Origin of the sequence: Dechloromonas denitrificans (assembly GCF_020510665.1) — a bacterium.
Classification (GTDB): domain Bacteria; phylum Pseudomonadota; class Gammaproteobacteria; order Burkholderiales; family Rhodocyclaceae; genus Azonexus; species Azonexus denitrificans_B.
In genome coordinates this window covers 2,902,504-2,925,657 of sequence record NZ_CP075187.1, presented here as the reverse complement: position 1 = coordinate 2,925,657, position 23,154 = coordinate 2,902,504, and the positions used below count along the sequence as shown (strand labels likewise).

The window sequence follows — 23,154 nt, the reverse complement described above, 5'->3', positions numbered from 1 at the left end:
TTTGCGGCGATCCTGGCGTAAGTTCTGGCTCAGCCTGCACGGCTGGCTGGGCTTGACGCTGGGCGGCTTGCTGGTCGTGCTCGGCCTGACCGGCAGCCTGCTGGTTTTCTATACCGAAATCGATCTGTGGCTGAATCCCGCGCTGGTCGCCAGCCAGGGCAAGGTCGGGCAGCCGGTTCGTTGGAGTGAGGCGGCAGCGCGTCTGTCCCGGCATCGTCCGAATGATGCCGGTGGGTGGCGAATCGAGGCGCCGATGAGCGAGCGGCATCCGCTGATGGCGCGTTACATGAAGCCGCCGGAGCGCGCCGGACGATCCTTCGCGCCATTGATCGTGACGCTCGATCCCGCCAGTCTGGCGCTGACCAGCAGCCGTTTTTGGGGCGATTTCGCCGTCACCTGGATCTACGATTTGCACTACACCCTGCTGTGGGGCAAGGAGGGGCGCCAGGTGATCGGCTGGCTGGCGGTCGTGGCGCTGGTTTTCCTGCTCAGCGGGTTGATCCTCTGGTGGCCTGCGCGAGGCAAGGGCTGGCCGGCGATGCGCCCGAGCTTGCGCGGCGGACGCATCCTGCTGATCTACGATCTGCACGCCAAGGCCGGGTTTTACGGGCTGGTCGTGCTGTTTGCCCTTTGCCTGACCGGTGCGGTGCTGGCCTTGCCCGATTTGGCCCGCCCGTTGATTCTCGGCGAACAACTGGCCAGCGTGCCATGGGAGTCGATGCCTCTGCCGGGGGCGACGATGGTTGCGCCGGATCGGGCGGCGCAACTGGCCCAGGCTGTTTTCCCGCAGGGCCGGCTGCGCTGGTTGGAGACGCCGGCTGGCGCCAGCGGTGTTTATCGCGTCAGCCTGTGGCAACCCGGAGAGCCGGGCGTACGTTTTCCGCGCACGACAGTGTGGCTCGATGCCTGGTCGGGGGCGGTTCTCGCGGTGCGCGACCCGCTGCAGGAATCAGCCGGCAATCGCTTCCTGGACTGGATGCATCCCTTGCATAACGGCGAGGCCTTCGGTCTGGCCGGCCGCATTCTGGCCTGTGTCGGTGGGCTGTTGCCCCTGCTGTTGTTCGTCACCGGCGGGGTGCGCTGGATGGATCGTCGTCGTGCCCGCCGTGAGTCGGCTCAGCGTCGGCGCCAGACTTGCCAGCGCTCGCGCCCGGAAAATACGGCAATCGAGTCGTCGACCGCAGCATCTTCAATACGCTCGAAGTGAGCGCCGAGCAGCTCGTCGAGCTGTTCCGGCAAGATGCCGAAAGGCGGCCCCTTGGGCTGGTCGCACAAGAAAAAATAGCCGGCCAGGCGGCCGCCGGGGGGCAGCAGTTCGGCGACGCGCCGGCCCCAGTCAGCCCACAGCTTGCGCGGCAGGGCGCAGAGGAAGGCGCGTTCGTAGATCAGTTGATAGGGGGCGGCCGGGGTAAAAGTGAAAAAGTCGGCACAAACGAGGTCGACCGCAGTATCGCCGAGAACGCTTCTTGCCTTGTCGACCGCGACCGGCGAAAAATCGAGTGCCGTGACCGGCCAGCCCTGTTCGGCCAGATGGACGGCTTCCCAGGCGCTGCCGCAGCCGGGGATCAGCGTGTTGAGCGGGCCGGGCTGGCGGGCGATGTAGTCGGCCAGGGCGGTGGGTACCTTGCCGGCATCCCAGGGCGTCGTGCCTTCACCGAAGCGCTTGCACCAGAAGTCGGGATGTTCCGGTCGTTGTTCGGCCGGCTTGATCTGGGTCGGGGAAGAGGGCTGGTCGCTCATGCTAAGATTGCCTCCCTCGAAAACTTCGCCTTCATCTGCCTCATGTCCGCTCTCTCCAAGATTGTTATTGCCTCTCGCGAATCCCGTCTGGCCATGTGGCAGGCCGTGCATGTCCAGGGCCGTCTGGCCAGCCTGAATCCGGGGGCTGAAGTGGTCATTCTAGGCATGACGACCAAGGGTGACCAGATTCTTGATCGCCCGCTCGCCGAAATCGGCGGCAAGGGCCTGTTCATCAAGGAACTCGAAGTCGCGATGCAGGAAGGCAAGGCGCATCTCGCCGTGCATTCGATGAAGGATGTGCCGATGGTGATGCCGGAAGGTTTCGTGCTGGCCGCCATCTCGGCGCGTGAAAACCCGCGCGATGCCTTCGTTTCGAACAAATACAACGATCTGGACGATCTGCCGGCCGGCGCTGTCGTTGGTACTTCCAGCCTGCGCCGCGAATCCATCCTGCGCGCCAAGTATCCGCAGCTGGTCATCAAGAGCCTGCGCGGCAATCTGGATACCCGCCTGAAGAAGCTCGATGCCGGCGAATACGACGCGATCATCCTGGCCGCTGCCGGCCTGATCCGCCTCGGCCTGGAAAACCGCATCAAAACGGTGTTGACCGCAGAACAGTCGCTGCCGGCACCCGGCCAGGGCGCGCTGGGTATCGAACTGATCGACGGTGCGGCCGACATGGCTGACGTTGTTGCTCCGCTCAACGATCCGGAAACGGCCCATTGCGTCAAGGCAGAACGTGCCTTCTCGCGCGCCCTGGGCGGTTCCTGCCAGGTGCCGCTCGGCGGCTACGCGATCATCGAGAACGGCCAACTCTGGCTGCGCGGCTTTGTTGCGACGGCCGACGGCAAGGAAATGATCAGTGCCGAATTGCGCGGCGACCCGGCCGATGACGAAGGTCTCGGCCTGCAACTGGCCCGCTTGCTGCGCGCCAAGGGCGCCGATGCCATCCTGGAAAAACTCGCTCACTGCAAATGAGTTCAACCGGCCCGCTTGCCGGCCAGACCATCGTCGTTACCCGGCCGCTGGCGCAAGCCGGGCCGCTGGCCGACGTGATTGCGGCGGCTGGCGGCAAGCCGCTGATTTTTCCCCTGCTTGAAATTTCGCCGGCCCGCGATCCTCAGCCGCTCGCCGAGGCGGTGGCTCGTCTTGCCGATTACGCGCTGGCTGTCTTCATCAGCCCTAACGCGGTCGACCATGCCTGGCCGGCCATTTCTGCAGCGGGCGGTTGGCCTGCCGGGCTGATCCCCGCGGCAGTCGGGCAAGGCACGGTCAGGGCTTTGCTGGCGCATGGCGTCAGTGGCTGCGTTGCGCCGACCGAACGATTCGACTCCGAAGCCTTGCTGGCTTTGCCTGAGTTGGCCGGCGAGCGCGTGACCGGTCGCCGGGTGGCCATCTTTCGCGGTGACGGCGGTCGTGAGTTGCTCGGCGATACGCTGCGCCAGCGTGGCGCAAGGGTCGATCTGGTCACCTGCTACTGCCGTTCCGGGCCGGGCGATGGTGTGGCCCCGCTGCTCGCCGCATGGCGCGCCGGAAAGCTCGACGGCCTGACCGTTTCGAGCAGCGAAGGGTTGCGCTATCTGTTTGATTTGCTTGACCGGGAAGGTCGCGATTTCCTGCGCGCTACGCCGCTTTTCGTCCCGCACCAGCGGATTGCCGACAATGCCCGGGCGCTGGGACTGAACCGGGTGATTCTGACCGATGCTGCCGATAGCGGCATTCTTGCCGGTTTACGTGCTTATAATTGGTCTGCATGAAGCCTGAAAACGAACTCCCTTCTTCCCCGACCGACATGTCCGTTCCTGTTCGCCCTTCTTCTTCCCGGCCCAGTCCGTGGTTGTTCGTCGCCCTGGCGGCGCTGTTGCTGGCCGGCTGGCAGTGGATCGAAACCCGCCAGCAGCTGGATGCCGCCCGGCAGGAAATCAGTCAGCGTCTGGCCGCAGCCGATCTGGCCGAAAAAGAAGATCAGGGCGCGCGCAAGCAAATGCTGGCTCAGCTGGAAGCCATTCAGGCCCGGCTCGGTGCCGCCGATGCCCGGCTGACCGAATTCGGAACACAGAATGCATCACTGCAGGCGTTCTATCAGGACATGGCGCGCAGCCGCGAAGAGGCGACCTTGCTTGAGGTTGAGCAAGCCTTGACGCTGGCCGGCCAGCAATTGCAACTGGCCGCCAATGTGCCGGTGGCGATGCTGGCGCTGCAGACCGCCGACAGTCGTCTGGCGCGACTCGACCGTCCGCAGTACCTGCCCCTGCGCAAGGCGGTCACCAAAGATCTTGCCCGGCTGGCTGCCTTGCCGGTCGTTGATTTGCCCGGAATCAACCTGCAGCTTGAACAACAATTGCAGTGGGTCGATAAATTGCCGCTGGCCAGCCACGGTCGACCGCCGGAAACGGCAGGAAATGCCAAGCCGGCCCAAGTCTCAGGCTGGTGGCAACAGACTGGCGATCAGGTCTGGCAACAACTCAAGGGGCTGGTCCGGATTCAGCGCTTTGATCGCGACGAGCCAATCCTGCTGGCGCCCGGTCAGTCGTTCTTCCTCCGCGAAAATCTCAAGCTGCGTTTGCTGAGCGCCCGTTTGGCCTTGCTGTCGCGTGATCAGCTCAGTTTCCGCAATGAACTGAAAGCGGTTCAGGATGCACTGACGCGCCATTTCGTCGGCGATGACAAGTCCGTTCAGGCCAGCAGCCATGCCTTGCGCCAGATGGCCGGGGTCGAACTCAATACCGAGTTGCCGACCCTGAACGAAAGTCTGGCCGCCCTGCGTGCCTTGCGTCCGGCCAAGGAAAAGCGGTGAAGGGATTACTCTGGATTCTCGGGCTGTTTGCCGCTGCCGTTGCCCTGGCATTGGGGGCGCGCCTGAATGACGGCTACGTTTTGTTCGTCGTTTCTCCCTATCGGGCAGAAATTTCGCTCAATCTCTTCCTGCTTGTGCTGGCCCTGGCTTTTGCCGGCCTCTACATCGTACTGCGCAGCCTGGCATTGGCGCTCGGTTTGCCGAAACGCGTGCGTGCCTACCGGGCGCGCCGGCAGAAAGAGCGTGCCGGGCTGGTTTTCCAGGATGCCGTGCGTCTGCTGTTTGAGGGACGTTTTGGCCAGGCCTTGAAAAAAGCCGGCGAGGCCCATGCCGCCGGGACTGCGCCCGGTTTGTCGGCATTGATTGCGGCCCGCGCAGCCCAGCGCATGCGCGAGTCGCTCAAGCAGCAGGGCTGGATGGAGCGGGCCAAAATCGACGATCCGCGCACTGAGGCGGCCACCTTGATGCTTGAAGCTGAAATGATGAATGAAGCGCGCCGTTTCGACGAGGCGCTGAATTCGCTGGAGCGTTTGCAGGCCAAGCAGGGCCGTCATATTGCGGCCTTGCGGCTTGAGTTGCGGGCCCGCCAGGGGGCGGGCGACTGGGACGGTGTTGTCAAACTGGCTCGCCAGTTGAGCAAGCGCGATGCCTTGCCGGTCGAGGTGGTTAGCGAAATCCTGACCCAGGCGCATTTGGCCAATATCGCCCGCTGTGCGCTGGATACCGACAAGTTGAGCCATTATCTGCGTGCCCTGCCCGAATCCGAGCGCGGCCGGCGTGTCGTTCTGGCCGCGGTCAAGGCTCTGGCCGCTCAAGGGGCCGAAGCTGAGGCTCAGAAACTGATCGAGGCGGCGCTGGATGCCGGTCACAATGCCTCCTGGCACTCGGCTTTGGTGGTGGTTTACGGTCGTCTCGGTGGCGGTCACCAGACGGCGCGGATCGCCCGGGCGGAAGCCTGGCTCGGTCAACATCCCGATGATGCCGGATTGCTCATGGCGCTGGGCCGGATGTGCATCCGCCAGCGTCTGTGGGGCAAGGCACAAAGTTATCTGGAAGCCTCGCTGTCGGTCGAGGAAACCCAGGAAGGACATCTTGAACTGGCGCGTCTGTGCGACCAGCTTGAGCGTACGGAAGAAGCCAATAAACACTATCGGGCCAGCGCCAGTCTCGACGGACGCTAGGCACCACGACTAAACGGAGCGAGGGGACAAATGCTGAATATCGACATGCGCAAGATTTACAATTTTTACCCCATCGAGCCGACGCCGGATCCGACTGCTTTGCCGACGGGGGGGGACCTGTACTACGAGTGCATGGATTGCTCGGTGATCGTCAATTCGGTTCCGCACATCAAGGCAGCCTGTGCCTGCGGCAACCTTGAAGGTGGCGGCGGCAAGATGGGCATAAAAAACCCGGAACGCGTCCGGGTCGTGCGCGGCAAGCTGAAGTAAGGCTGCGCGGAGCGCCGATCATCCCGTTGCTGCGAGCAGCGGGGTGATCCATTTTCCTGGTTTTCCCGGTTATACGGCCCAGTCCTGCGGTTTGAGGAAGGTTTCGTAAAGCTCGGCTTCTGGCGTGCCGGCTTCCGGTTGCCAGTCGTAGCGCCATTTGACGATCGGCGGGAGCGACATCAGGATGGATTCGGTGCGTCCGCCGGATTGCAGTCCGAATAGCGTGCCGCGATCCCAGACCAGGTTGAATTCGACGTAACGGCCGCGGCGATAAGCCTGAAAGTCGCGCTCGCGTTCGCCGTAGGGCGTTTCACGACGCTTGGCCAGCACCGGCAGATAAGCCTGGGTAAAGGCATTGCCTACCGCCTGGGTCAGGTCGAAGCAGCGCTCGAAGCCCCCTTCGCTCAGATCGTCGTAGAAGATGCCGCCGACGCCGCGTGGCTCGTTACGGTGCTTGAGGAAAAAGTACTCATCGCACCATTTCTTGTATTTCGGGTAAACGCTTTCGCCGAAGGGCGTCAGTGCGTCCTTGCAGGTCTGGTGAAAATGGGCCACATCTTCGCGTTGACCGTAGTAAGGCGTCATGTCCATGCCGCCGCCGAACCACCAGACATCTTCTTCGCCTTCCTTGCGTGCCACGAAGCAACGGACGTTCATATGGGCCGTCGGGCAATACGGATTACGCGGATGCAGCACCAGCGAGACGCCCATTGCCTCCCAGGCGCGCCCGGCCAACTGGGGGCGCACGGCGGTGGCCGAGGCTGGCAGCGACTGACCGGTGACGTGCGAGAAATTGACCCCGCCGCGTTCAAAGAAATTGCCTTCTTCGATCAGTCGGGAAATCCCGCCGCCGCCCTCGGGGCGGTCCCAGGAGTCGGTGCGGAAAGCTTGGCCGTCAAAGGCTTCAAGCTGGCTGACAATGCGGCTTTGCAGGCCGGTAAAGAATGTTTTGAGGGTGTCTGTCGGGATCATGTTTTTTGTCTTGAGTCCTTGCTGGAGGGTTCGTTGTTCTGGCGGTAGACCGAGTAACGGTTGCGACCATCCGCCTTGGCGCGATACATCGCAATGTCTGCCTGGCTCAGCAGTTGGCTGGCCGACAGCATATCGTCGGTGGCCGCGCCGACAAAGGAAATGCCGATTGAAACGCCGATCCGGATGGCCAGATCATCGATCCGGACGGGTTTTCCTATCGCGGCGATGCAGGCTTCGGCAATCCGTTCCGCTGCATCGCGCGGTGCTTCGCAGTCGCTGACCAGAATCAGGAATTCGTCACCGCCCAGACGGGCAACGGTGTCCACTTCGCGAATGCAGCCTTGAAGTCGGTGTGCGATTTCTGTCAGCAACAGATCGCCGACTTGATGGCCGTGCAGATCGTTAACCGGTTTGAATCCATCAAGGTCGAGAAACAAGAGCGCCAGACCACGGCCGCTACGGCGTATCCGCTGCAGTTCCTTGTCCAGCCGGTTGTTGATCAGCAGACGGTTGGGCAGGCCGGTCAAAGGGTCGTGGTGAGCCATTTCAGCCAGTCGTCGTTCCTGCTCAAGCAGCTTTTCCTGGAGGCGGTTGAAACTGCTGGCGACATCTCCGACTTCATCCTGATATTCGCTGAGTAGCGGTTGCATTGGCCGGGTGCCTTCCGACATGTCATGCAACTCCTTGGCCAGGCGACCGAGAGGCGCCAGCAGGCGGTTCAGGGCGGCCAGCAGCAGGATGATGATCGGCAAGGAGAGCAGGCCGGCAATCAGCAGGGTATTGCGAACACTGTTCCAGACCGGGGCAAAGGCTTCGCTGGTCGGACAGCGGGCAATCAGGAGCCAGCCGGTTTGCGGGATTTCGACGGTGGCGATCAGTTCGTTGATGTTGTCACTGTTGCGGACGATGTCGATCCCGCGGACGCCGGCCAGGGCTCGGTCCAATGCCAGATCATGGCCGGCCTCGGGTAGGGGGCGTGATGATTTGCCCGGGTCCGAGGTCAGTGCGTAGCTGTGGTGGCGGGGCGAGATTAGCTGATAGCTGCCGGTCTTGCCGGGGGCCGTCCCTTGGATCAGGTCCAGAAAGCCGGGGCTGGTCAGGGGGGTGACCCCCGCCATGAGGGCGATTAATTGCTGGTTGTCGTCGAAGATGGGGATGGCGAGCACGATCGCCGGTTGCTGTGTGGCTCGGGCAACCAGCGGTTTGCTGAAGGTGGCGCGACGAGTGGTCGTAGCACTGATGAACCAGTCGCGGTCGACGAATGATTTGGGCCGACTTTCGAGGCGCGGACTGTCGGCCAGAACTGCGCCGCCATCCGGCGGAATGATCATCAGGCCGGTCGGGAACAGCGTGTGGATCGCTTTGCGATCATCCAGCCAGTCCTGCAGTTCCTTGGGCTTGGCGAGCAGATGGTGCGGCAGGTTGTCGGCGACACGCTTGAGGCTGTCCATCCGCAGCGACAGTTTGCTGTCGATGTCGCGGGCGATGTAGTTGGCTGTCGTCAGCTGCTGCCTGAACAGCATGGCCTGCATTTCATCGTACAGAATGCGGGCAACGAAGAAGGTGGTCAGGCCGATGCCGATCAGAAACAACAGGCCGGCCACGGCAGCAATGCGAGTTCTCAAACTGCTGCCGAGGTGCGGCCACATGGCTTACGGCTCTAGCGGGCAACCGCCCGGTGGCCGATATCCTTGCGGAATTGCATGCCGTCAAACTGAATCTGGACGGCTGATTCATAGGCCAGTTTCTGGGCCAGCTTGACGTTCTCGCCAAGGGCGGTGACACACAGGACACGCCCACCGCTGGTGACAGCCTTGCCATCTTGTTCGGCCGTGCCGGCGTGGAAAACGTGAGCATCCTCGCCGAAGCTGTTGCCCGCCGGCAGGCCGTGGATCACATCGCCCTTGCGCGGCGTTTCCGGGTAATTGGCGGCCGCCAGAACGACCCCCAGCGCAATGCGACGGTCCCATTCCGCTTCAACCTGGTCGAGCGTGCCATTGATGCCGTGTTCGATCAGATCAACGAAGTCGGACTTCAGGCGCATCAGGATCGGCTGGGTTTCCGGGTCGCCCATGCGACAGTTGAATTCCAGCGTCTTGACGCTGCCATCCTTGCTGATCATCAGGCCAGCGTAGAGGAAGCCGGTGTACTGGATGCCGTCGGCTGCCATGCCGCGTACCGTGGGCAGGATGATTTCGCGCATCGCCTTGGCGTGCACTTCCGGCGTTACGCACGGCGCTGGCGAATAGGCGCCCATGCCGCCGGTGTTCGGACCCTGGTCGCCGTCGAAGATACGCTTGTGGTCCTGGCTGGAAGCCAGGGCGAGCACATTCTTGCCGTCGACCATGACAATGAAGCTGGCCTCTTCGCCATCGAGGAATTCCTCGATCACGACGCGGGCCCCGGCTTCGCCCAGCTTGTTGCCGGACAGCATGTCGTCGATTGCAGCGTGGGCTTCTTCGAGGCTCATCGCCACGACAACCCCCTTGCCGGCAGCCAGGCCATCCGCCTTGATGACGATAGGCGCACCTTGCTGGTCGATATAGGCGTGGGCTTCGGCCGCATCCGTGAAGGTGCCGAAACCGGCTGTCGGGATGTTGTGGCGCGCCATGAAACGCTTGGCGAAATCCTTGGAGGATTCGAGCTGGGCGGCTTCCTTGGTCGGGCCAAAGATTTTCAGGCCACGCGCCCGGAAAATATTCACTACGCCGGCGGCCAGCGGGGCTTCCGGGCCGACCAGCGTGAGGTGAACATTGTTTTGCTCGGCGAAATCAGCCAATGCTGCCGGATCGGTGATGTTGATGTTTTCCAGTTCATGCTCGCGTGCCGTGCCGGCATTGCCCGGTGCGACATAAACCTTTTGCATGCCCGGTGTCTGGGCCAGGCGCCAGGCCATGGCGTGCTCGCGGCCGCCGGAACCGATTACCAGTAGTTTCATGGCTGATCTCTTTGGGACTGTTTTTATTAATGACGGAAGTGGCGGGCGCCAGTGAAGACCATGGCCAGGCCATGTTCATCGGCTGCGGCGATGACTTCCTCGTCGCGCATCGAACCGCCCGGCTGGATGACGGCCTTGGCACCGGCTTCGGCCAGGACATCGACGCCGTCGCGGAACGGGAAGAAAGCATCCGACGCGACGACCGAGCCTTGCAGCGACAGGCCGGCGTGCTGGGCCTTGATGCTGGCAATCTTGGTCGAGTCGACACGGCTCATCTGGCCGGCACCGACGCCGAGCGTCATGCCGCCGCCACAGAAAACGATGGCGTTGGATTTGACGAACTTGGCGACGCGTTCGGCGAACAGCAGGTCTTCGATCTGCTGGGCCGTCGGCTGGACCTTGGTGACGATCTTCAGGCAGGAAGCCTGAGCCGTGAAGTTGTCTGCGGTTTGAACCAGCAGGCCACCGCCAACGCGCTTCAATTCGAGCTTGTTGAGGTCACGCGCCATCGGCACGATCAGTACGCGCAGGTTCTGCTTGGCGGCGAGAGCGGTCAGGGCTTCCTCGGAGAAGAAGGGCGCGATCAATACCTCAACGAAGTGCTTGCGCTCGCTCATCGCGTTGACGACATCGATACCGACTTCACGGTTGAAGGCGATGATGCCGCCGAAGGCCGAGGTCGAATCGGTCTTGAACGACTTTTCGTAGGCGCCGAGCAGCGTGCCGTCGATGGCGACGCCACACGGATTGGCATGCTTGACGATGACGCAAGCCGGAACGTCGAAGGACTTGACGCATTCCCAGGCCGCATCGGAGTCGGCGATGTTGTTGTAGGACAGTTCCTTGCCCTGCAACTGGGTGTAATTGGCAATCGCACCCGGCAGGCGTTCGGTGTCACGGTAGAAAGCCGCGCTCTGGTGCGAGTTTTCGCCGTAGCGCAGGATTTCGGTGCGGTCGAAAGCCAGTTGCAGCTTGGCCGGGAAGATGGCCGGGACCGGTGCGGCTTCGGCCGGCTTGGCTTCGGCGCCTTCGTCGAGGCCGGTCAGCCAGTTGGCGATCATGCTGTCGTAGCGGGCAGTGTGCGTGAACGCTTTCTTGGCCAGGCCGAAACGCGTGGCCAGCTGCAGGGCGCCGGCATTGGCCTTCATTTCGGCGAGCAGCGGCTGGTAATCGGCCGGGTCGGTGACAATCGCCACGCCAGCGTAGTTCTTGGCCGAGGAGCGGACCATGGCCGGGCCGCCGATGTCGATGTTCTCGATCGCGTCTTCCAGCGTCACGCCCGCCTTGGCAATGGTCGCGGCGAACGGGTAGAGATTGACGCAAACCAGATCAATCATCGGGATGCCGTGGGCTTCGATCGTTGCCATGTGCTCGGCCAGGTCGCGACGGGCCAGAATGCCGCCGTGCACCTTCGGGTGCAGCGTCTTGACGCGACCGTCGAGCATTTCCGGGAAGCCGGTGTAGTCACCGATCTCTGTCACGGTCAACCCGGCATCGCGCAGCATTTTGGCGGTGCCGCCGGTGGACAACAGATTGACGCCCTGGGCAGCGAGGCCTTGGGCAAATTCGAGAACGCCGGTCTTGTCGGAGACCGAAATCAGGGCTTGTTTGATGGTCATGGCGATTTACAGAAGTTGATGTTCGGTGAGTTTCTTGCGCAGCGTGTTGCGGTTGATGCCGAGCATCTCCGCCGCCAGTGTCTGATTGCTGCCCGCTTTGGCGAGAACGACTTCGAGCATGGGCCGTTCAACGCTTTTCAGCACCATGTCGTAGATTGCGCAGGGTTTTTCGCCATCGAGATCGCGAAAATATTGCTCAAGTGCCCCCAGCACGCAAGCAGAGATATCTTGTTGTTGGCTCATGCTGCCAACGCCTCCTCTGTGTATTTCAAATGTTGATGCTCTGCCGCCAGGCGGCAGAAAAAGTCGTTCACTGCCTGCATCTGTTGGTCGATGCTCGGCAGGACGTTCATTTCCTTACGGAAGGCCGCCGACCCGACCAGCCCCTTGGTGTACCAGGAGATGTGCTTGCGGGCGACCTTGAAACCCGTTTCCGGGCCGTAAAAATCGTAGAGATCGACCAGATGGGCCTTGAGGATCTCGTGAATCTCGGTGACTTCGGCCGGCGGCAGGTGCTCGCCGGTTTTCAGGAAATGTTCGATTTCGCGGAACAGCCAGGGGCGGCCCTGGGCGGCGCGACCGATCATCACGCCATCAGCGCCGGTCACGTCCAGTACGTGCTTGGCTTTCTCCGGCGTCGTGATGTCGCCATTGGCGATGACGGGAATCCTGATCAATGTCTTGACCATGGCGATGGTGTCGTATTCGGCTTCGCCGGTGTATTGCTGGCAGCGCGTCCGGCCGTGGATGGCAACGGCGCGTACGCCGGCTGATTCGGCAATGCGCGCGATGGTCGGTGCATTGCGGTTGGCCAGGTTCCAGCCAGTGCGGAATTTGAGCGTGACCGGCGTATCGGGAATGGCCCCGACGACGGCGTCGAGAATCTTGCCAACCAGTTCTTCGTCCTGCATCAGCGCCGAGCCGGCCATCACGTTGCAGACCTTCTTGGCCGGGCAGCCCATGTTGATGTCGATGATCTGGGCGCCGTTGTCCACGTTGTGGCGGGCGGCCTCAGCCATCATTTTCGGGTCGGCCCCGGCGATCTGTACCGAGATCGGCGCGACTTCGCCGGTATGGTTGGCGCGGCGCAGGGTCTTGGCGCTGCCGTAAAGCAGCGAATTCGACGTGACCATTTCGGAAACAGCCAGTCCGGCGCCCATTTTCTTGCACAACTGGCGGAAGGGACGATCCGTCACGCCGGCCATCGGCGCGACGAACAGGTTGTTGCGAAGGTTGAAACCGACAAATTCCATGGGCGCAAAAAGACCGGGCAGGGTGTTTCGGGAAGGGGCGGATTGTACCTCAGTAGCCGCCTAAAAAATAGTCAAATCAGCCGAAAAGGCCATTTTTAAGACGCCCCATTCTGGTGCTTAATGGCCTTTCAAGGCGTAGATGCCGGGGGCGTTTCGCCAGTAGCCCTTGTAGTCCATGCCGCAGCCAAAAAGAAAGCGATCCGGGATGTCGAGGCCGGAAAAATCGGCCCGCATGCCGGGCGTGGCCTTGCGCGTGTGATCCTTGTGCACGAGTACCGCGGTCAACACGCGAGCGGCGCCTTCTTCCTGCAAGTACTGGCAGATCGCCTTGAGCGTGTGGCCTTCGTCGAGAATGTCATCGACAACCAGTACCGTGCGGCCCTTGATTTCCTGGGTTGGACGAACGCGCCAATCGAGCAGGCTGTTGCCTTCCAGTTGGTGGCCGTAGCGGGTGGCGTGCAGGTAGGAGACTTCGAGCGGGAAATCGAGGCGGGCGAGCAGGCGGCCGGCAATGATCAGGCCGCCGTTCATCACGGTGTAGACCAGCGGATTGGTCTCGGCCAGTTCTGCGGTGATGGCGCGGGCCATCTGGTCGAGCGCGTTGTTGACTTGTTCTGGGCTGGCCAGGCAGTCGGCTTCGGCCATGGCTCGGCGGATTTCTTCGAGATGGGTGGTCATTTCAGTGTCCGGCAAAATCACATACGGTAAAAATCGGCAGGCCGGCGGCTTTGAGTAGCGCCGAGCCGCCCAGTTCGGGCAGGTCCACGATGGCGGCCGCTTCGACGATGGTTGCATCGAGGCGTTGCAGCAGTCGGGCGGCGGCCATCATCGTGCCGCCGGTGGCGATCAGGTCGTCGATCAACAGGACGCGCTGGCCAGGCTGGACGGCATCGGTATGAATTTCGACCGTCGCATTGCCGTATTCGAGTTCGTATTCTTCGGAGACGGTGGTGAACGGCAGCTTGCCCTTCTTGCGGACCGGAATGAAGCCGCGATTCAGTTGGTGGGCAACGACGCTGCCGAGAATGAAACCGCGGGCGTCGATGCCGGCGACCAAGTCGATATCGGCATTCATGTAACGCAGTACGAAGGCTTCGACAAGAACGCGAAAGGCGCGTGGGTCCTGTAGCAAGGGGGTGATGTCGCGGAACTGGACGCCGGGGCTGGGCCAATCGGCCACGGTGCGGATGCGCTGGCGCAGGAAGGCGGTGTCGAACAGGGGATCGGTGTGCATGAAGTGGGTCTTAGAGGAGCGCAAATTTGGCAATGAAGGCAGCGGCAATCAGCGCCACCGTCGGTGAAACATCACGTCTGCGGCCAGCGAGTACTTTGATGGCAACGTAGGAAATGAAGCCAAACGCAATACCGTGGGCAATCGAGAAAGTGAAGGGAATGGTGATCGCGGTGACGACGGCCGGCGTGGCTTCGGTCAGGTCGTCCCATTCGATTTCAGCCAGTCCGCGCGACATCAGGATGGCGACATAGCACAGCGCCGGGGCCGTAGCGTAGGCCGGGACCGTGCTGGCCAGTGGGGCAAAGATGGCGGCGGCCAGGAACAGCAGGGCGACGACGACGGCGGTCAACCCGGTGCGGCCACCGGCTGCGGTGCCCGCTGCCGATTCGATGTAGGCGGTGGTGGACGAAGTGCCCAGGCAGGCGCCGGCGGTGATCGCCAGCGAGTCGGCGAGCAAGGCTTTTTTCAGGCGCGGCAGGCGACCGTTCTGGTCGAGCAGGCCGGCCCGGTGACAAACGCCGATCAGCGTGCCGGAGGCATCGAACAGTTCGACCATGAAGAAGGTCAGGACAACCGCCAGCAGGCCGGCATTGAGTGCGCCGGCCAGGTCCATCTGCAGGAAAGTCGGGGCCAGCGATGGTGGCGCGGCGACGACCCCGTGGAATTCGCTGAGGCCCAAGGCGGCGGATACCGAGGTGACGGTGAGAATGGCGATGATGATGGCGCCCGGTACCTTGCGGTACTCCAGTGCAACGATCAGCATGAAGCCGGCCGAGGCGAGCAGCGGTCCCGGCGTGTGCAAATCGCCCAGGGTGAGCAATGTGGCCGGATGAGCCGTGATCAGACCGGCATTTTTCAGGCCGATGATCGCCAGGAAGAGGCCGATGCCGGCTGAAATCGAATATTTCAGCGAGGTTGGAATGGCATTGACGATCCATTCGCGAACCTTGAACAGGCTGATGGTGATGAACAGCATCCCGGAAATAAATACCGCGCCCAGGGCGGTCTGCCAGGTGTAGCCCATGCCTTGGACCACGGTGAATGCAAAATAGGCGTTCAGTCCCATGGCCGGTGCCAGGGCTACCGGATAGTTGGCGTACAGCCCCATGATCCCGGAGCCGATGGCGGCGGCCAGGCAGGTGGCCACAAAAACGGCGTCTTTCGGCATGCCGGCCGCGGACAGGATGTCCGGATTGACGAAGACGATGTAAGCCATGGTCAGGAAGGTGGTCAGGCCGGCGAGTAGCTCGGTACGGACCGTGGTGCCATGAGCCTTGAGCTGGAACAGGCGTTCAAGCATGGGGGGGTGCTCCGCGGAGAAAGCGGCGAATTTTACCAAGAGTTGGGCCGCTTGGCCGGTCGTCGTATTGGCTCGGGAATGGCTAAATACAGAAAGCAGCGGTCAGGAGCAGGGCAAACAACAGCTGGAGTCCGGCACTGGCGGCCAGTATCTGGTTGAACACCGGGCCGGGGGCCTCGCTGCGGAAACGCTGGGCGAGCCGCAGCGCGAGCGGCAGGGAAAGTGCCGGCAGGAGTGTCAGCCAGCCGAGTGGCCGGCTGAGCAGCGGCAGCAGGAGATAAGGCAGCAGCATTTCAGCCAGATAAACCTGCTGCGTGGCCGGCCGACCAAGGTGCACGGCCAGCGTATTTTTGCCATTGCCGGCGTCGCCGTCGAGATCGCGATAGTTGTTCACCGTGATTACCGCCGCCGCATGCAGCCCGACCAGGCTGGCCGCAATCAGGGCGGTCATGCTCAGGCTCATGGTTTGCAGGTAGTAGCTGCCACCAACGGCAATCAGGCCAAAAAAGACAAAAACGAAGATTTCGCCGAGTGGACCGTAGGCAATCGGTTTCGGTCCGCCGGTGTAGGCCCAGCCGGCCGCCAGCGAAGCCAGGCCGATGGCGATGATCGGCCAGCCACCGTGCATGACCAGATAGATGCCGCACAGGAACGCCAGGGCAAAGCTGAGCCAGGCGCCGGCCTTGACCTTGCCCGCTGTCAGCCAGCCTTCCGCAGTGGCGCGTCTGGGACCGAGGCGTTCCGGTGTGTCGGTGCCGCGCAGGAAATCGCCAACATCGTTGAACAGATTGGTGCCAATCTGGATGAATGCTGCCCCGCATGCCGCGGCGAGCAGTGGCAACCAGAGCAGCACACCGGTGTCGTGCCAGGCGATTGCCGTCCCGACCAGCACCGGCGACAACGATACGGAGAGTGTTTTCGGGCGGCAGGCGAGAAACCAGGCGGTGCTTGTTTTCATGTCTTGCGGGGCGGGTGGCAGGTCGGGCACTTTAAGCGATGGCCGGTATATCCGGCTTTGGGCTGGATCAAGGCCAGGCGCGGGCGCCCCAGATCATGCGCTTGGCGACGAAGTGGCGGGCCGGCGGGAAAACGTCGAGCGCCAGCAAGCCGAGGCCGCGGACCAGTTTGAGCGGCGCGAAATCATTCGAGAAGGTGCGGACGATCCGATCGGTGAAGAAGGCGCTGCCTTGCCGGTCGAGTTGGCGCTGGGCGGCGTAGTCTTGCAGGCTTTGGCGCCAGTCGGACGCCGGTTCGGCTTTTTCGCGGTCGACGCCGTTTTTGAGCAGGATTTCAGCCAGTTGCCAGGCGTCGCGGATGCCCAGGTTGAACCCTTGTCCGGAAACCGGGTGCAGCGTCTGGGCGGCATTGCCGATCCAGATTTCGTTGCCCTTGACCAGTGGATCGCGCAGGCGCAGGGCGAGCGGAAAGCGGCTGCGCCGGCCGGGCTGGCTGAATGTCATGCGCGCGCCGAATTGTTGCTGCAGGGCGGCGATGAAATCTGCGTCGTTCATGTTCATTACTGCATCAGCCTTGTCGGGCGGTAGGGTGAACACGATGGAGTATTCGTTGCCCAACGGCAGCAGGGCGAGTGGGCCGTCCGGCGTGAAGCGTTCCCAGGCGCGCCGGTTGTGGCCGGGCGTCGGGGCGACCTCACAAATGACAGCGTGCTGGACGTAGTCGCTGACTTTGACGGCCGGATCGTCGCCCGGTGTGCCTTCGGCGTGCACCAGCAGTCGGGTGCGGATCATGCGTAGTTGCCCGGCGTGGCGCAGCGTGACGGTGACTTGATTGTCGCCGGGTGTGATGTCGAGGATCTCAGCTTCGGCCAGCACTGCGTCGCTGGCCAGGTTGGCGGCCAGCGCATTGGCCAGGTCGCTGTAGCGAACGACGTAGCCGAGCGCCGGCAGGGCGTAGTCGCTGCGGTCGATCAGCGTGCGACCAAAACCGTCCTTCTGCGAGACGTGAATGGTTTCGATCGGCGTCGCGGCGCGGTTTGGCCAGCTGTTGATCTGTTCGAGCAACTGGCGGGCGCCATGCGACAGGGCGAGGGCGCGCGGGTCGCTTGGCAGGGCGTGTTGCGCCCCAAGGGAACTTCCTGCCGGGTGCGGTCGACGGTCCAGAAGCAGCGATTTTCGACCCCCGGCGGCGAGTGCCAGATGCAGCGTCATGCCGACCGGGCCGGCGCCGACGATCAGGATGTCGGCTTGTTCAACGATGGCTTCAGTCATGGCGCATCACTTCCTCGATTTCGGCCACCGTCTTCGGTGCCGTGGTGAAGATGTCGCACCCGGTTTCGGTGACACGCACATCGTCCTCGATACGAATGCCGATGCCGGCCAGCGCCGGCGGAATGTCGGCGCCGGGGCGGATGTAGAGGCCGGGCTCGACGGTCAGCGTCATGCCCGGCTGCAGCGTGGTCCAGGCGTCGCCGACCTTGTATTCGCCGGCGTCGTGCACGTCGAGGCCGAGCCAGTGGCCGGTGCGGTGCATGTAGAAGCGGCGGAAATCGCCTTTTTCGATCAGGTTGTCGACATCGCCCTGGAGCAGCTTGAGGTCGATCAGGCCCTGGGTCAGCACGCGCACGGCAGCATCGTGGCCTTCCATGAAATGACGGCCGGGGGCGGTGGCGGCAAAGGCGGCGCCCTGGGCGGCGAGGACGATTTCGTACACATCCTTCTGCGCCGCATTGAACCGGCCATTGACCGGAAAAGTGCGGGTGATGTCGGCGGCGTAGCCTTCGACTTCACAGCCGGCGTCGATCAGCACCAGCGTGTGGTCGTTGAGGATCTTGTTGTTCTCGACGTAATGCAGCACGCAGGCGTTGGCGCCGCCGGCGACGATGGGCGTGTAGGCGTGCGCGTCGGCGCCGCGCTTCCTGAATTCGTAAGTCAGTTCGGCTTCCAGTTCGTACTCGGCCATGCCCGGCTGGCAGGCGCGCATGGCGCGGGCGTGGCCGGCGCTGGCGATGTCGGCCGAGCGTTGCTGGATTTCGGCTTCGGCGGCATCCTTGATCAGGCGCATGGCGTCGAGTTCGAAACGCAGGTCGTGGATCGCGCGCGGTGCCCGCTTGCCGGCCCGGCTCTCGGCGCGCACGGCATTCAGCGCCCTGGCGATGCGTGCATCCCAGGCATCGTCGTGGCCGACGGCGTGCCACAGCGTGTCGCGGTCGACGAGCAGTTCGGCCAGTTTTTTGTCGAGCTGTTCGATTGGATAGGCCGCGTCGAAGCCGAAAGCGACTTTGGCAGCCTTCGGACCGTAACGGTAGCCGTCCCAGATTTCGCGCTCTTCATGTTTTTCGCGGCAGAACAGGATGGACTTCGGTTTCTTGCCGCCGATCAGCACGACGACCGCTTCCGGTTCCGGGAAACCGGTCAGATACCAGAAGTAGCTGTCGAAACGGAAGGGGTGGTGCGCGTCGCGGTTGCGGATGACTTCCGGCGCGGTCGGCACGATGGCGACGCCGTCGCCGATGGTTTTCAACAGGCGCTTGCGGCGGGCGAGAAAGTGAGCGTGGGTCATGCGTTTTTGAGTTCCTGATCCAGTTCCGCAAGGCGTTGCGGCGTACCTACGTCGACCCAGCGACCGGTGTGGCGTTCCCCGGTCAATGATCCGGTGGCAATGGCGGCATCGAGCAGCGGGCGTAGCTTCATCACCGTGCCAGGTTGGATGCTCGCGAAGAAGGATGGCGAAAAAACAGCAATGCCGGCGTAGGTGAGCGTTTGCTCTCCATGGGCGTAGATGACGCGTTCGCCGTCCAGGCTGAAGTCGCCGGCGGTGTGGTGGGCCGGATTGGCCACCATCACCAGATGGGCAGTTTTCGCGGTCAACTGCCTGGCGCGATTGAAATCCCAGTCGCAATAAACGTCGCCATTGACCACCAGAAAAGGCTGCTCGTCGAGCAGTGGCAGGGCGGTGGCGATGCCGCCGGCGGTTTCCAGCGCACCCGGCGGTTCAGGCGAGTACTGGATGTTCAGGCCCCATGGCGCACCATCGCCCAGCGTTTGCTCGATTTGCGTGCCGAGATGGGCGTGATTGATCACGACTTCCTTGAAACCGGCTGCCGCAAGTCGTTCCAGATGCCAAACGATGAGCGGCTTGCCGCCGGCCTGAAGCAATGGCTTGGGCGTGTGGTCGGTCAGCGGGCGCATGCGCTCGCCGCGTCCGGCGGCCAGGATGAAGGCTTTCATGGCAGCTTCTCGCTTAGCGGCGATAGCCGATCTGGTCGGTATTGCCTTCCAGCTTGTCGAGCAAGTTGAGCAGTGGCTTCAAAGCGACGTAACGGCCGGCGGTCTTGCGCGCATAGTTCATGAAGCGCGGCAGGTCTTCGCTGTATTTTTCCTTGCCGTCGCGATATTTCAGGCGGCAGAAGATGCCGAGCACCTTGAGGTGGCGCTGCAGGCCCATCAGTTCGTAGTCGCGCCAGAAGTCGCCGAAATCGGCACGAACCGGCAGGCCGGCGGCACGGGCTTTTTCCCAGTAGCGGACAACCCAGTCGATTTCCTGTTCTTCTTCCCAGGAGATGAAGGCGTCGCGGAACAGCGAGACGACGTCGTAGCTGATCGGTCCCATTACGGCATCCTGGAAATCGATAATGCCCGGCGTCAGGCGGGCTTCGCTCTCGACGACCATCAGGTTGCGTGGCATGAAGTCGCGGTGCACGAAAACTTTCGGCTGAGCCAGCGCCGAGTTGATCAGGAATTTGAAGGTCCGGTCGAGCATCAGCTTTTCGCTGTCGTCGAGCTGCACGCCGAGGTGGCGGCCGATGAACCATTCCGGGAAGAGATCGAGTTCGCGGCGCAACAATGTGGCGTCGTAGGGCGGCAGGGTGCTGGCCTTGCTTGATAGCTGCCATTTGACCAGCACGTCGAGGACCGGGCGGATCAGCATGTCGGCCATCGACAGGTCGGCATTCAGGGCGTCGAGGTAGCCGATGCGGCCGAGGTCGGTGAGGACCAGGAAACCGTTGTCGAGATCCTTGTCGAGGATGCGCGGGGCGGCCAGTTCGGCCTTGGCGAGCAGGCCGGCAACATGGATGAAGGGTTTGCAGTCTTCTTTTTCGGGCGGGGCGTCCATCAAGATGCGCGTACTGCCGTCCGGCCAGATCAGCCGGAAATAGCGGCGGAAACTGGCATCGGCAGAGGCCGGAGTGATTTGGACGGTCTGGCCGGGGAAGCGACTGGCGACCCAGTCTGTAACAAGTTGATCGCGCGACATCGGATGGGAGTGGGTTCGTTGTAAAATGCCACGATTTTAACACTCGGGTTCCGGGTCTTCCGGTATCGCCCCTCATCTGATCGACTCAATGACCGGATTTTCCCGTCGCCCGCTCGCTGTCATCGTCTGTTGCCTGTTTGCCGGCATGCAGGTGAGCCACGCTGCCACTGACCCGCTGCGCTTGCCGCTGCCGGTCAAGGGAGAGAGCAATTCGCTGCCTGCGGCTGCGTCGACCGCAGTCATCGAGCTGGCGGCGAATGACACTCCGGTCCGCTTGCGGGTCGAGCGCAAGTTCAACGTGCTGGGCAAGAAAAAGGCGCCGCTGCTGCCCGGTATCGGGGTCGACCATCCGGTTGAGTTGAAAAAAGGCGATGCTTATCCGCTCTTTATCGTGGCCGACAACATTGAAGGCCAGGTCGATGACGTGACCGATGCCAGTGGCGAGGTGGTGCTGCGCAAGGCGGGAACGGAAGTATTTGCCGACAAGGTGATTTACTGGCCGCTTGAGGATGAGGTGGATGCCACCGGGCAGGTTCGCCTGCTGCAGGAAGGGATGGAAGTCGATACGCCGCATCTGCGGATGAAGCTTTCCGAACAGATCGGTTTTGCCGAAAAGGCCGATTACCACATCGTCAAGGAAGTGACGAGCCGCTTCTACCGGACGCAGCAAACGATCGTCACCGTGGCTTCGGCCAATTCAACGGTGGTGACCGGTGCGCCGATGATGCTCAATGTGCCGAACAGCTATGGTTTGCCGACGACTGCGCCGACCCGCCGTCCTTCGGAGGCGAGCGGGCGTGCCGAACGGGCCGATTTCGAAGGCGAGAATCATATTCGCCTGACGAACACGACGTATTCGACCTGCAAGCCGGGTGATCAGGACTGGTACCTGCGCGCCTCGGAAATGTTCCTCGATTACGACCGGGATGTCGGCGATGCCACCCACGCCTCCGTCTGGTTCAAGGATGTGCCGATTTTCTATGCTCCGCTGGCCTCTTTTTCGTTGAATCATGGTCGTCATTCGGGGTTCCTGCATCCCTTCTTCTCGACGTCGACCAAAAACGGCCTCGATGTCACGGCGCCGTATTACTGGAGCATCGCTCCCAATTACGATGCCACGCTGAATCCGCGCTACATGACCAAGCGCGGTTTCCAACTGGGGGCCGAAGCGCGTTATCTCGACTACAACTACAACGGGATGACCCGTCTGGAGTATGTGCCGCACGACGAGATTGAAAAACGCGAACGCTACGCTTACAACATCCAGCATCAACACAATCTGGGGCGCGGCTTCACATCGACGATCAACTGGAATGGCGTCTCGGACGACCATTACTGGGAAGACATGTCTTCCCGTCTGCTGCAGACTTCTCAGACACAACTGGCCAAACAGGTTGCCATCGGTTATTCGCCCGCACCTTGGTTGAGTACCAGCATGCAGGTCTTGCGTTACCAGACCTTGCAGACGGATCCGACCAACATCATCGCGCGTCCCTACTTTCTTGAGCCGCAGCTGAATCTCGTCGGTTACAAGGCCAATGTGCTGAAAACCGACCTCAGCGTGATCGGCCAGTATTCACACTTCATCCACCCGGAAAAGGTCAACGGACAGCGCATGGTGCTCTATCCGCAGGTTTCCCTGCCGATTGTCCATCCCGCCTTCCAGATCACCCCGAAAATAGGCGTGCATGCGACCCAGTATTCGCTGGGTAATCAGGTCAATGGCGAGCCGACCAGCATGAGCCGTACACTGCCGATTGTGTCGCTCGATTCGTCGGTCATTTTCGAACGTGAAAGCAACTGGCTCGACCGCGATTACATCCAGACGCTGGAACCGCGCCTTTACTATCTGAACATTCCGTACAAGGACCAGAGCAAGATTCCGGTTTTTGACTCCGGCCTGACCGACTTCAATTTTGCCCAGATGTTTGCTGAAAACCGTTACAGCGGTTTTGACCGGATCAATGACGCAAACCAGCTGACGGCCGCATTGACGACGCGCCTGCTCGATGCCAATACCGGTGTCGAACGTTTCAAGGCGATGCTGGGCCAGCGTTACTACTTCAAGCAGCAGCGCGTGACTCTGCCGACCGAGTCGGTCCGGACGGCTGATTTCTCCAATCTGGTTGCTGCGGTCAACGGTCTGGTCTTGCCCAAAACCTATGCCGATGCTGCCTGGGAATACAACTACAACAAGGGAACCAACGAACGGGTCTCCCTGGGGATGCGTTTCCAGCCCGAACTGGGCAAGGTGCTCAGCGCCAGCTACCGTTATACCCGCGACCCACTGACCGCCATTTCACAGGTCGACCAGATCGACCTAGCTGGCCAGTGGCCGCTCAGCGCCAACTGGTACGCTGTCGGGCGCTACAACTACTCGCTGCGTGACAAGCAGTTGCTTGAGGCCATTGGCGGCCTGGAATACAACGCCGGCTGCTGGGCGACGCGTGCCGTCGTGCAGCGCCTCGAAGCCATCTCCGGCACGCCCAATACCACCTTCTTCCTGCAACTTGAACTCAACGACTTCGGCAGTGTCGGTTCGAATCCGATCCAGCTGCTGCGGCGTAGTATTCCCGGCTACGGGAAAACCAACGAACTGCCCAACAGCGGCAGTCTGCTTACCTCTCAATGACCAT

The 23,154-nt window shown here is 62.1% G+C and carries 22 protein-coding genes; 7 read left to right on the top strand and 15 right to left on the bottom strand.

Features of this window, described 5'->3' with window-relative positions; translation table 11 throughout:
• Position 1 precedes the first annotated feature (1 nt).
• On the top strand, positions 2-1,207 hold the full coding sequence (locus KI614_RS13845; protein WP_226406265.1) for a PepSY-associated TM helix domain-containing protein: 1,206 nt from the start codon (positions 2-4) through the stop codon (positions 1,205-1,207).
• Here KI614_RS13845 and KI614_RS13840 read toward each other — a convergent pair.
• Positions 1,117-1,740, bottom strand: a complete 624-nt coding sequence (locus KI614_RS13840) for a methyltransferase domain-containing protein (RefSeq protein ID WP_226406264.1) — start codon at positions 1,738-1,740, stop codon at positions 1,117-1,119. The two genes, KI614_RS13845 and KI614_RS13840, sit on opposite strands and share 91 nt — an antisense overlap.
• A 42-nt stretch (positions 1,741-1,782) precedes the next feature.
• Between KI614_RS13840 and hemC the strand changes: the two genes are divergently transcribed.
• Genes hemC through KI614_RS13815 form a run of 5 tightly spaced genes read left to right on the top strand, consistent with a single transcriptional unit; the run spans position 1,783 to position 5,988 of the window.
• On the top strand, positions 1,783-2,718 hold the full coding sequence (gene hemC / locus KI614_RS13835) for a hydroxymethylbilane synthase (protein WP_203467646.1): 936 nt from the start codon (positions 1,783-1,785) through the stop codon (positions 2,716-2,718).
• The gene (locus KI614_RS13830) at positions 2,715-3,497 is read left to right on the top strand and encodes a uroporphyrinogen-III synthase (RefSeq protein ID WP_226406263.1); all 783 of its coding nucleotides are present in this window, start codon (positions 2,715-2,717) and stop codon (positions 3,495-3,497) included. Before hemC ends, KI614_RS13830 begins: the two co-directional genes overlap by 4 nt.
• The gene (locus KI614_RS13825; protein WP_226406262.1) at positions 3,494-4,537 is read left to right on the top strand and encodes a uroporphyrinogen-III C-methyltransferase; all 1,044 of its coding nucleotides are present in this window, start codon (positions 3,494-3,496) and stop codon (positions 4,535-4,537) included. The genes KI614_RS13830 and KI614_RS13825 overlap by 4 nt, the downstream gene beginning before the upstream one ends.
• Complete coding sequence (locus tag KI614_RS13820; RefSeq protein WP_226406261.1) at positions 4,534-5,718, top strand: heme biosynthesis HemY N-terminal domain-containing protein; 1,185 nt, start codon at positions 4,534-4,536, stop codon at positions 5,716-5,718. Before KI614_RS13825 ends, KI614_RS13820 begins: the two co-directional genes overlap by 4 nt.
• A 30-nt stretch (positions 5,719-5,748) precedes the next feature.
• Entirely contained in the window at positions 5,749-5,988 is a 240-nt protein-coding gene (locus KI614_RS13815; protein WP_226406250.1) for a hypothetical protein, read from the top strand.
• Positions 5,989-6,057: 69 nt separating this feature from the next.
• On the opposite strand, the gene hemF is transcribed toward KI614_RS13815, so the two are convergent.
• The 14 genes from hemF to KI614_RS13745 form a co-directional block, all read right to left on the bottom strand.
• Complete coding sequence (hemF, locus tag KI614_RS13810; RefSeq protein WP_413464158.1) at positions 6,058-6,960, bottom strand: oxygen-dependent coproporphyrinogen oxidase; 903 nt, start codon at positions 6,958-6,960, stop codon at positions 6,058-6,060.
• Positions 6,957-8,609 carry a sensor domain-containing diguanylate cyclase gene (locus KI614_RS13805; protein WP_226406248.1) on the bottom strand — a complete coding sequence of 551 codons (1,653 nt, stop codon included), beginning with the start codon at positions 8,607-8,609 and terminating at the stop codon, positions 6,957-6,959. Before KI614_RS13805 ends, hemF begins: the two co-directional genes overlap by 4 nt.
• An 11-nt stretch (positions 8,610-8,620) precedes the next feature.
• Positions 8,621-9,898, bottom strand: a complete 1,278-nt coding sequence (gene purD, locus KI614_RS13800) for a phosphoribosylamine--glycine ligase (protein WP_226406246.1) — start codon at positions 9,896-9,898, stop codon at positions 8,621-8,623.
• Positions 9,899-9,924: 26 nt separating this feature from the next.
• Complete coding sequence (gene purH, locus KI614_RS13795; protein WP_226406244.1) at positions 9,925-11,517, bottom strand: bifunctional phosphoribosylaminoimidazolecarboxamide formyltransferase/IMP cyclohydrolase; 1,593 nt, start codon at positions 11,515-11,517, stop codon at positions 9,925-9,927.
• A 6-nt stretch (positions 11,518-11,523) separates the two neighbouring features.
• Positions 11,524-11,760: a Fis family transcriptional regulator gene (locus KI614_RS13790; protein ID WP_203467638.1), complete on the bottom strand. Its 237-nt coding sequence runs from the start codon at positions 11,758-11,760 to the stop codon at positions 11,524-11,526.
• Entirely contained in the window at positions 11,757-12,770 is a 1,014-nt protein-coding gene (gene dusB, locus KI614_RS13785; protein ID WP_203467637.1) for a tRNA dihydrouridine synthase DusB, read from the bottom strand. The genes KI614_RS13790 and dusB overlap by 4 nt, the downstream gene beginning before the upstream one ends.
• Before the next feature lie 117 nt (positions 12,771-12,887).
• Complete coding sequence (locus KI614_RS13780) at positions 12,888-13,448, bottom strand: hypoxanthine-guanine phosphoribosyltransferase (protein WP_226406241.1); 561 nt, start codon at positions 13,446-13,448, stop codon at positions 12,888-12,890.
• Position 13,449: 1 nt separating this feature from the next.
• The gene (locus KI614_RS13775; RefSeq protein WP_203467635.1) at positions 13,450-14,004 is read right to left on the bottom strand and encodes an adenine phosphoribosyltransferase; all 555 of its coding nucleotides are present in this window, start codon (positions 14,002-14,004) and stop codon (positions 13,450-13,452) included.
• A gap of 10 nt (positions 14,005-14,014) precedes the next feature.
• On the bottom strand, positions 14,015-15,304 hold the full coding sequence (locus KI614_RS13770) for an NCS2 family permease (protein ID WP_226406239.1): 1,290 nt from the start codon (positions 15,302-15,304) through the stop codon (positions 14,015-14,017).
• Between the two features lie 82 nt (positions 15,305-15,386).
• The gene (locus tag KI614_RS13765) at positions 15,387-16,262 is read right to left on the bottom strand and encodes a 1,4-dihydroxy-2-naphthoate polyprenyltransferase (protein WP_226406237.1); all 876 of its coding nucleotides are present in this window, start codon (positions 16,260-16,262) and stop codon (positions 15,387-15,389) included.
• 67 nt (positions 16,263-16,329) lie between these two features.
• A complete protein-coding gene (locus KI614_RS13760; RefSeq protein WP_226406235.1) occupies positions 16,330-17,532 on the bottom strand; it encodes an FAD-dependent monooxygenase in 1,203 nt (400 codons plus the stop codon).
• Positions 17,525-18,823 (bottom strand): aminopeptidase P N-terminal domain-containing protein, encoded by a 1,299-nt coding sequence (locus KI614_RS13755; RefSeq protein WP_226406232.1) that lies wholly within the window; start codon positions 18,821-18,823, stop codon positions 17,525-17,527. Before KI614_RS13755 ends, KI614_RS13760 begins: the two co-directional genes overlap by 8 nt.
• Positions 18,820-19,491 (bottom strand): N-acetylmuramate alpha-1-phosphate uridylyltransferase MurU, encoded by a 672-nt coding sequence (murU, locus tag KI614_RS13750; RefSeq protein WP_226406230.1) that lies wholly within the window; start codon positions 19,489-19,491, stop codon positions 18,820-18,822. Before murU ends, KI614_RS13755 begins: the two co-directional genes overlap by 4 nt.
• 13 nt (positions 19,492-19,504) lie before the next feature.
• Positions 19,505-20,518: an aminoglycoside phosphotransferase family protein gene (locus tag KI614_RS13745; protein ID WP_226406229.1), complete on the bottom strand. Its 1,014-nt coding sequence runs from the start codon at positions 20,516-20,518 to the stop codon at positions 19,505-19,507.
• A gap of 88 nt (positions 20,519-20,606) precedes the next feature.
• On the opposite strand from KI614_RS13745, the gene KI614_RS13740 reads away from it, so the two are divergent.
• On the top strand, positions 20,607-23,150 hold the full coding sequence (locus KI614_RS13740; protein WP_226406228.1) for an LPS-assembly protein LptD: 2,544 nt from the start codon (positions 20,607-20,609) through the stop codon (positions 23,148-23,150).
• Positions 23,151-23,154: the final 4 nt, after the last annotated feature.

Coding starts and splice junctions, on each gene's coding strand:
- KI614_RS13840 (WP_226406264.1), bottom strand. CDS start 1,740: ATGAGCGACCAGCCCTCTTCCCCGACCCAGATCAAGCCGGCCGAACAA.
- hemC (WP_203467646.1), top strand. CDS start 1,783: ATGTCCGCTCTCTCCAAGATTGTTATTGCCTCTCGCGAATCCCGTCTG.
- KI614_RS13830 (WP_226406263.1), top strand. CDS start 2,715: ATGAGTTCAACCGGCCCGCTTGCCGGCCAGACCATCGTCGTTACCCGG.
- KI614_RS13825 (WP_226406262.1), top strand. CDS start 3,494: ATGAAGCCTGAAAACGAACTCCCTTCTTCCCCGACCGACATGTCCGTT.
- KI614_RS13815 (WP_226406250.1), top strand. CDS start 5,749: ATGCTGAATATCGACATGCGCAAGATTTACAATTTTTACCCCATCGAG.
- hemF (WP_413464158.1), bottom strand. CDS start 6,960: ATGATCCCGACAGACACCCTCAAAACATTCTTTACCGGCCTGCAAAGC.
- KI614_RS13805 (WP_226406248.1), bottom strand. CDS start 8,609: ATGTGGCCGCACCTCGGCAGCAGTTTGAGAACTCGCATTGCTGCCGTG.
- purD (WP_226406246.1), bottom strand. CDS start 9,898: ATGAAACTACTGGTAATCGGTTCCGGCGGCCGCGAGCACGCCATGGCC.
- purH (WP_226406244.1), bottom strand. CDS start 11,517: ATGACCATCAAACAAGCCCTGATTTCGGTCTCCGACAAGACCGGCGTT.
- KI614_RS13790 (WP_203467638.1), bottom strand. CDS start 11,760: ATGAGCCAACAACAAGATATCTCTGCTTGCGTGCTGGGGGCACTTGAG.
- dusB (WP_203467637.1), bottom strand. CDS start 12,770: ATGGAATTTGTCGGTTTCAACCTTCGCAACAACCTGTTCGTCGCGCCG.
- KI614_RS13780 (WP_226406241.1), bottom strand. CDS start 13,448: ATGACCACCCATCTCGAAGAAATCCGCCGAGCCATGGCCGAAGCCGAC.
- KI614_RS13775 (WP_203467635.1), bottom strand. CDS start 14,004: ATGCACACCGATCCCCTGTTCGACACCGCCTTCCTGCGCCAGCGCATC.
- KI614_RS13770 (WP_226406239.1), bottom strand. CDS start 15,304: ATGCTTGAACGCCTGTTCCAGCTCAAGGCTCATGGCACCACGGTCCGT.
- KI614_RS13765 (WP_226406237.1), bottom strand. CDS start 16,262: ATGAAAACAAGCACCGCCTGGTTTCTCGCCTGCCGCCCGAAAACACTC.
- KI614_RS13760 (WP_226406235.1), bottom strand. CDS start 17,532: ATGACTGAAGCCATCGTTGAACAAGCCGACATCCTGATCGTCGGCGCC.
- KI614_RS13755 (WP_226406232.1), bottom strand. CDS start 18,823: ATGACCCACGCTCACTTTCTCGCCCGCCGCAAGCGCCTGTTGAAAACC.
- murU (WP_226406230.1), bottom strand. CDS start 19,491: ATGAAAGCCTTCATCCTGGCCGCCGGACGCGGCGAGCGCATGCGCCCG.
- KI614_RS13745 (WP_226406229.1), bottom strand. CDS start 20,518: ATGTCGCGCGATCAACTTGTTACAGACTGGGTCGCCAGTCGCTTCCCC.
- KI614_RS13740 (WP_226406228.1), top strand. CDS start 20,607: ATGACCGGATTTTCCCGTCGCCCGCTCGCTGTCATCGTCTGTTGCCTG.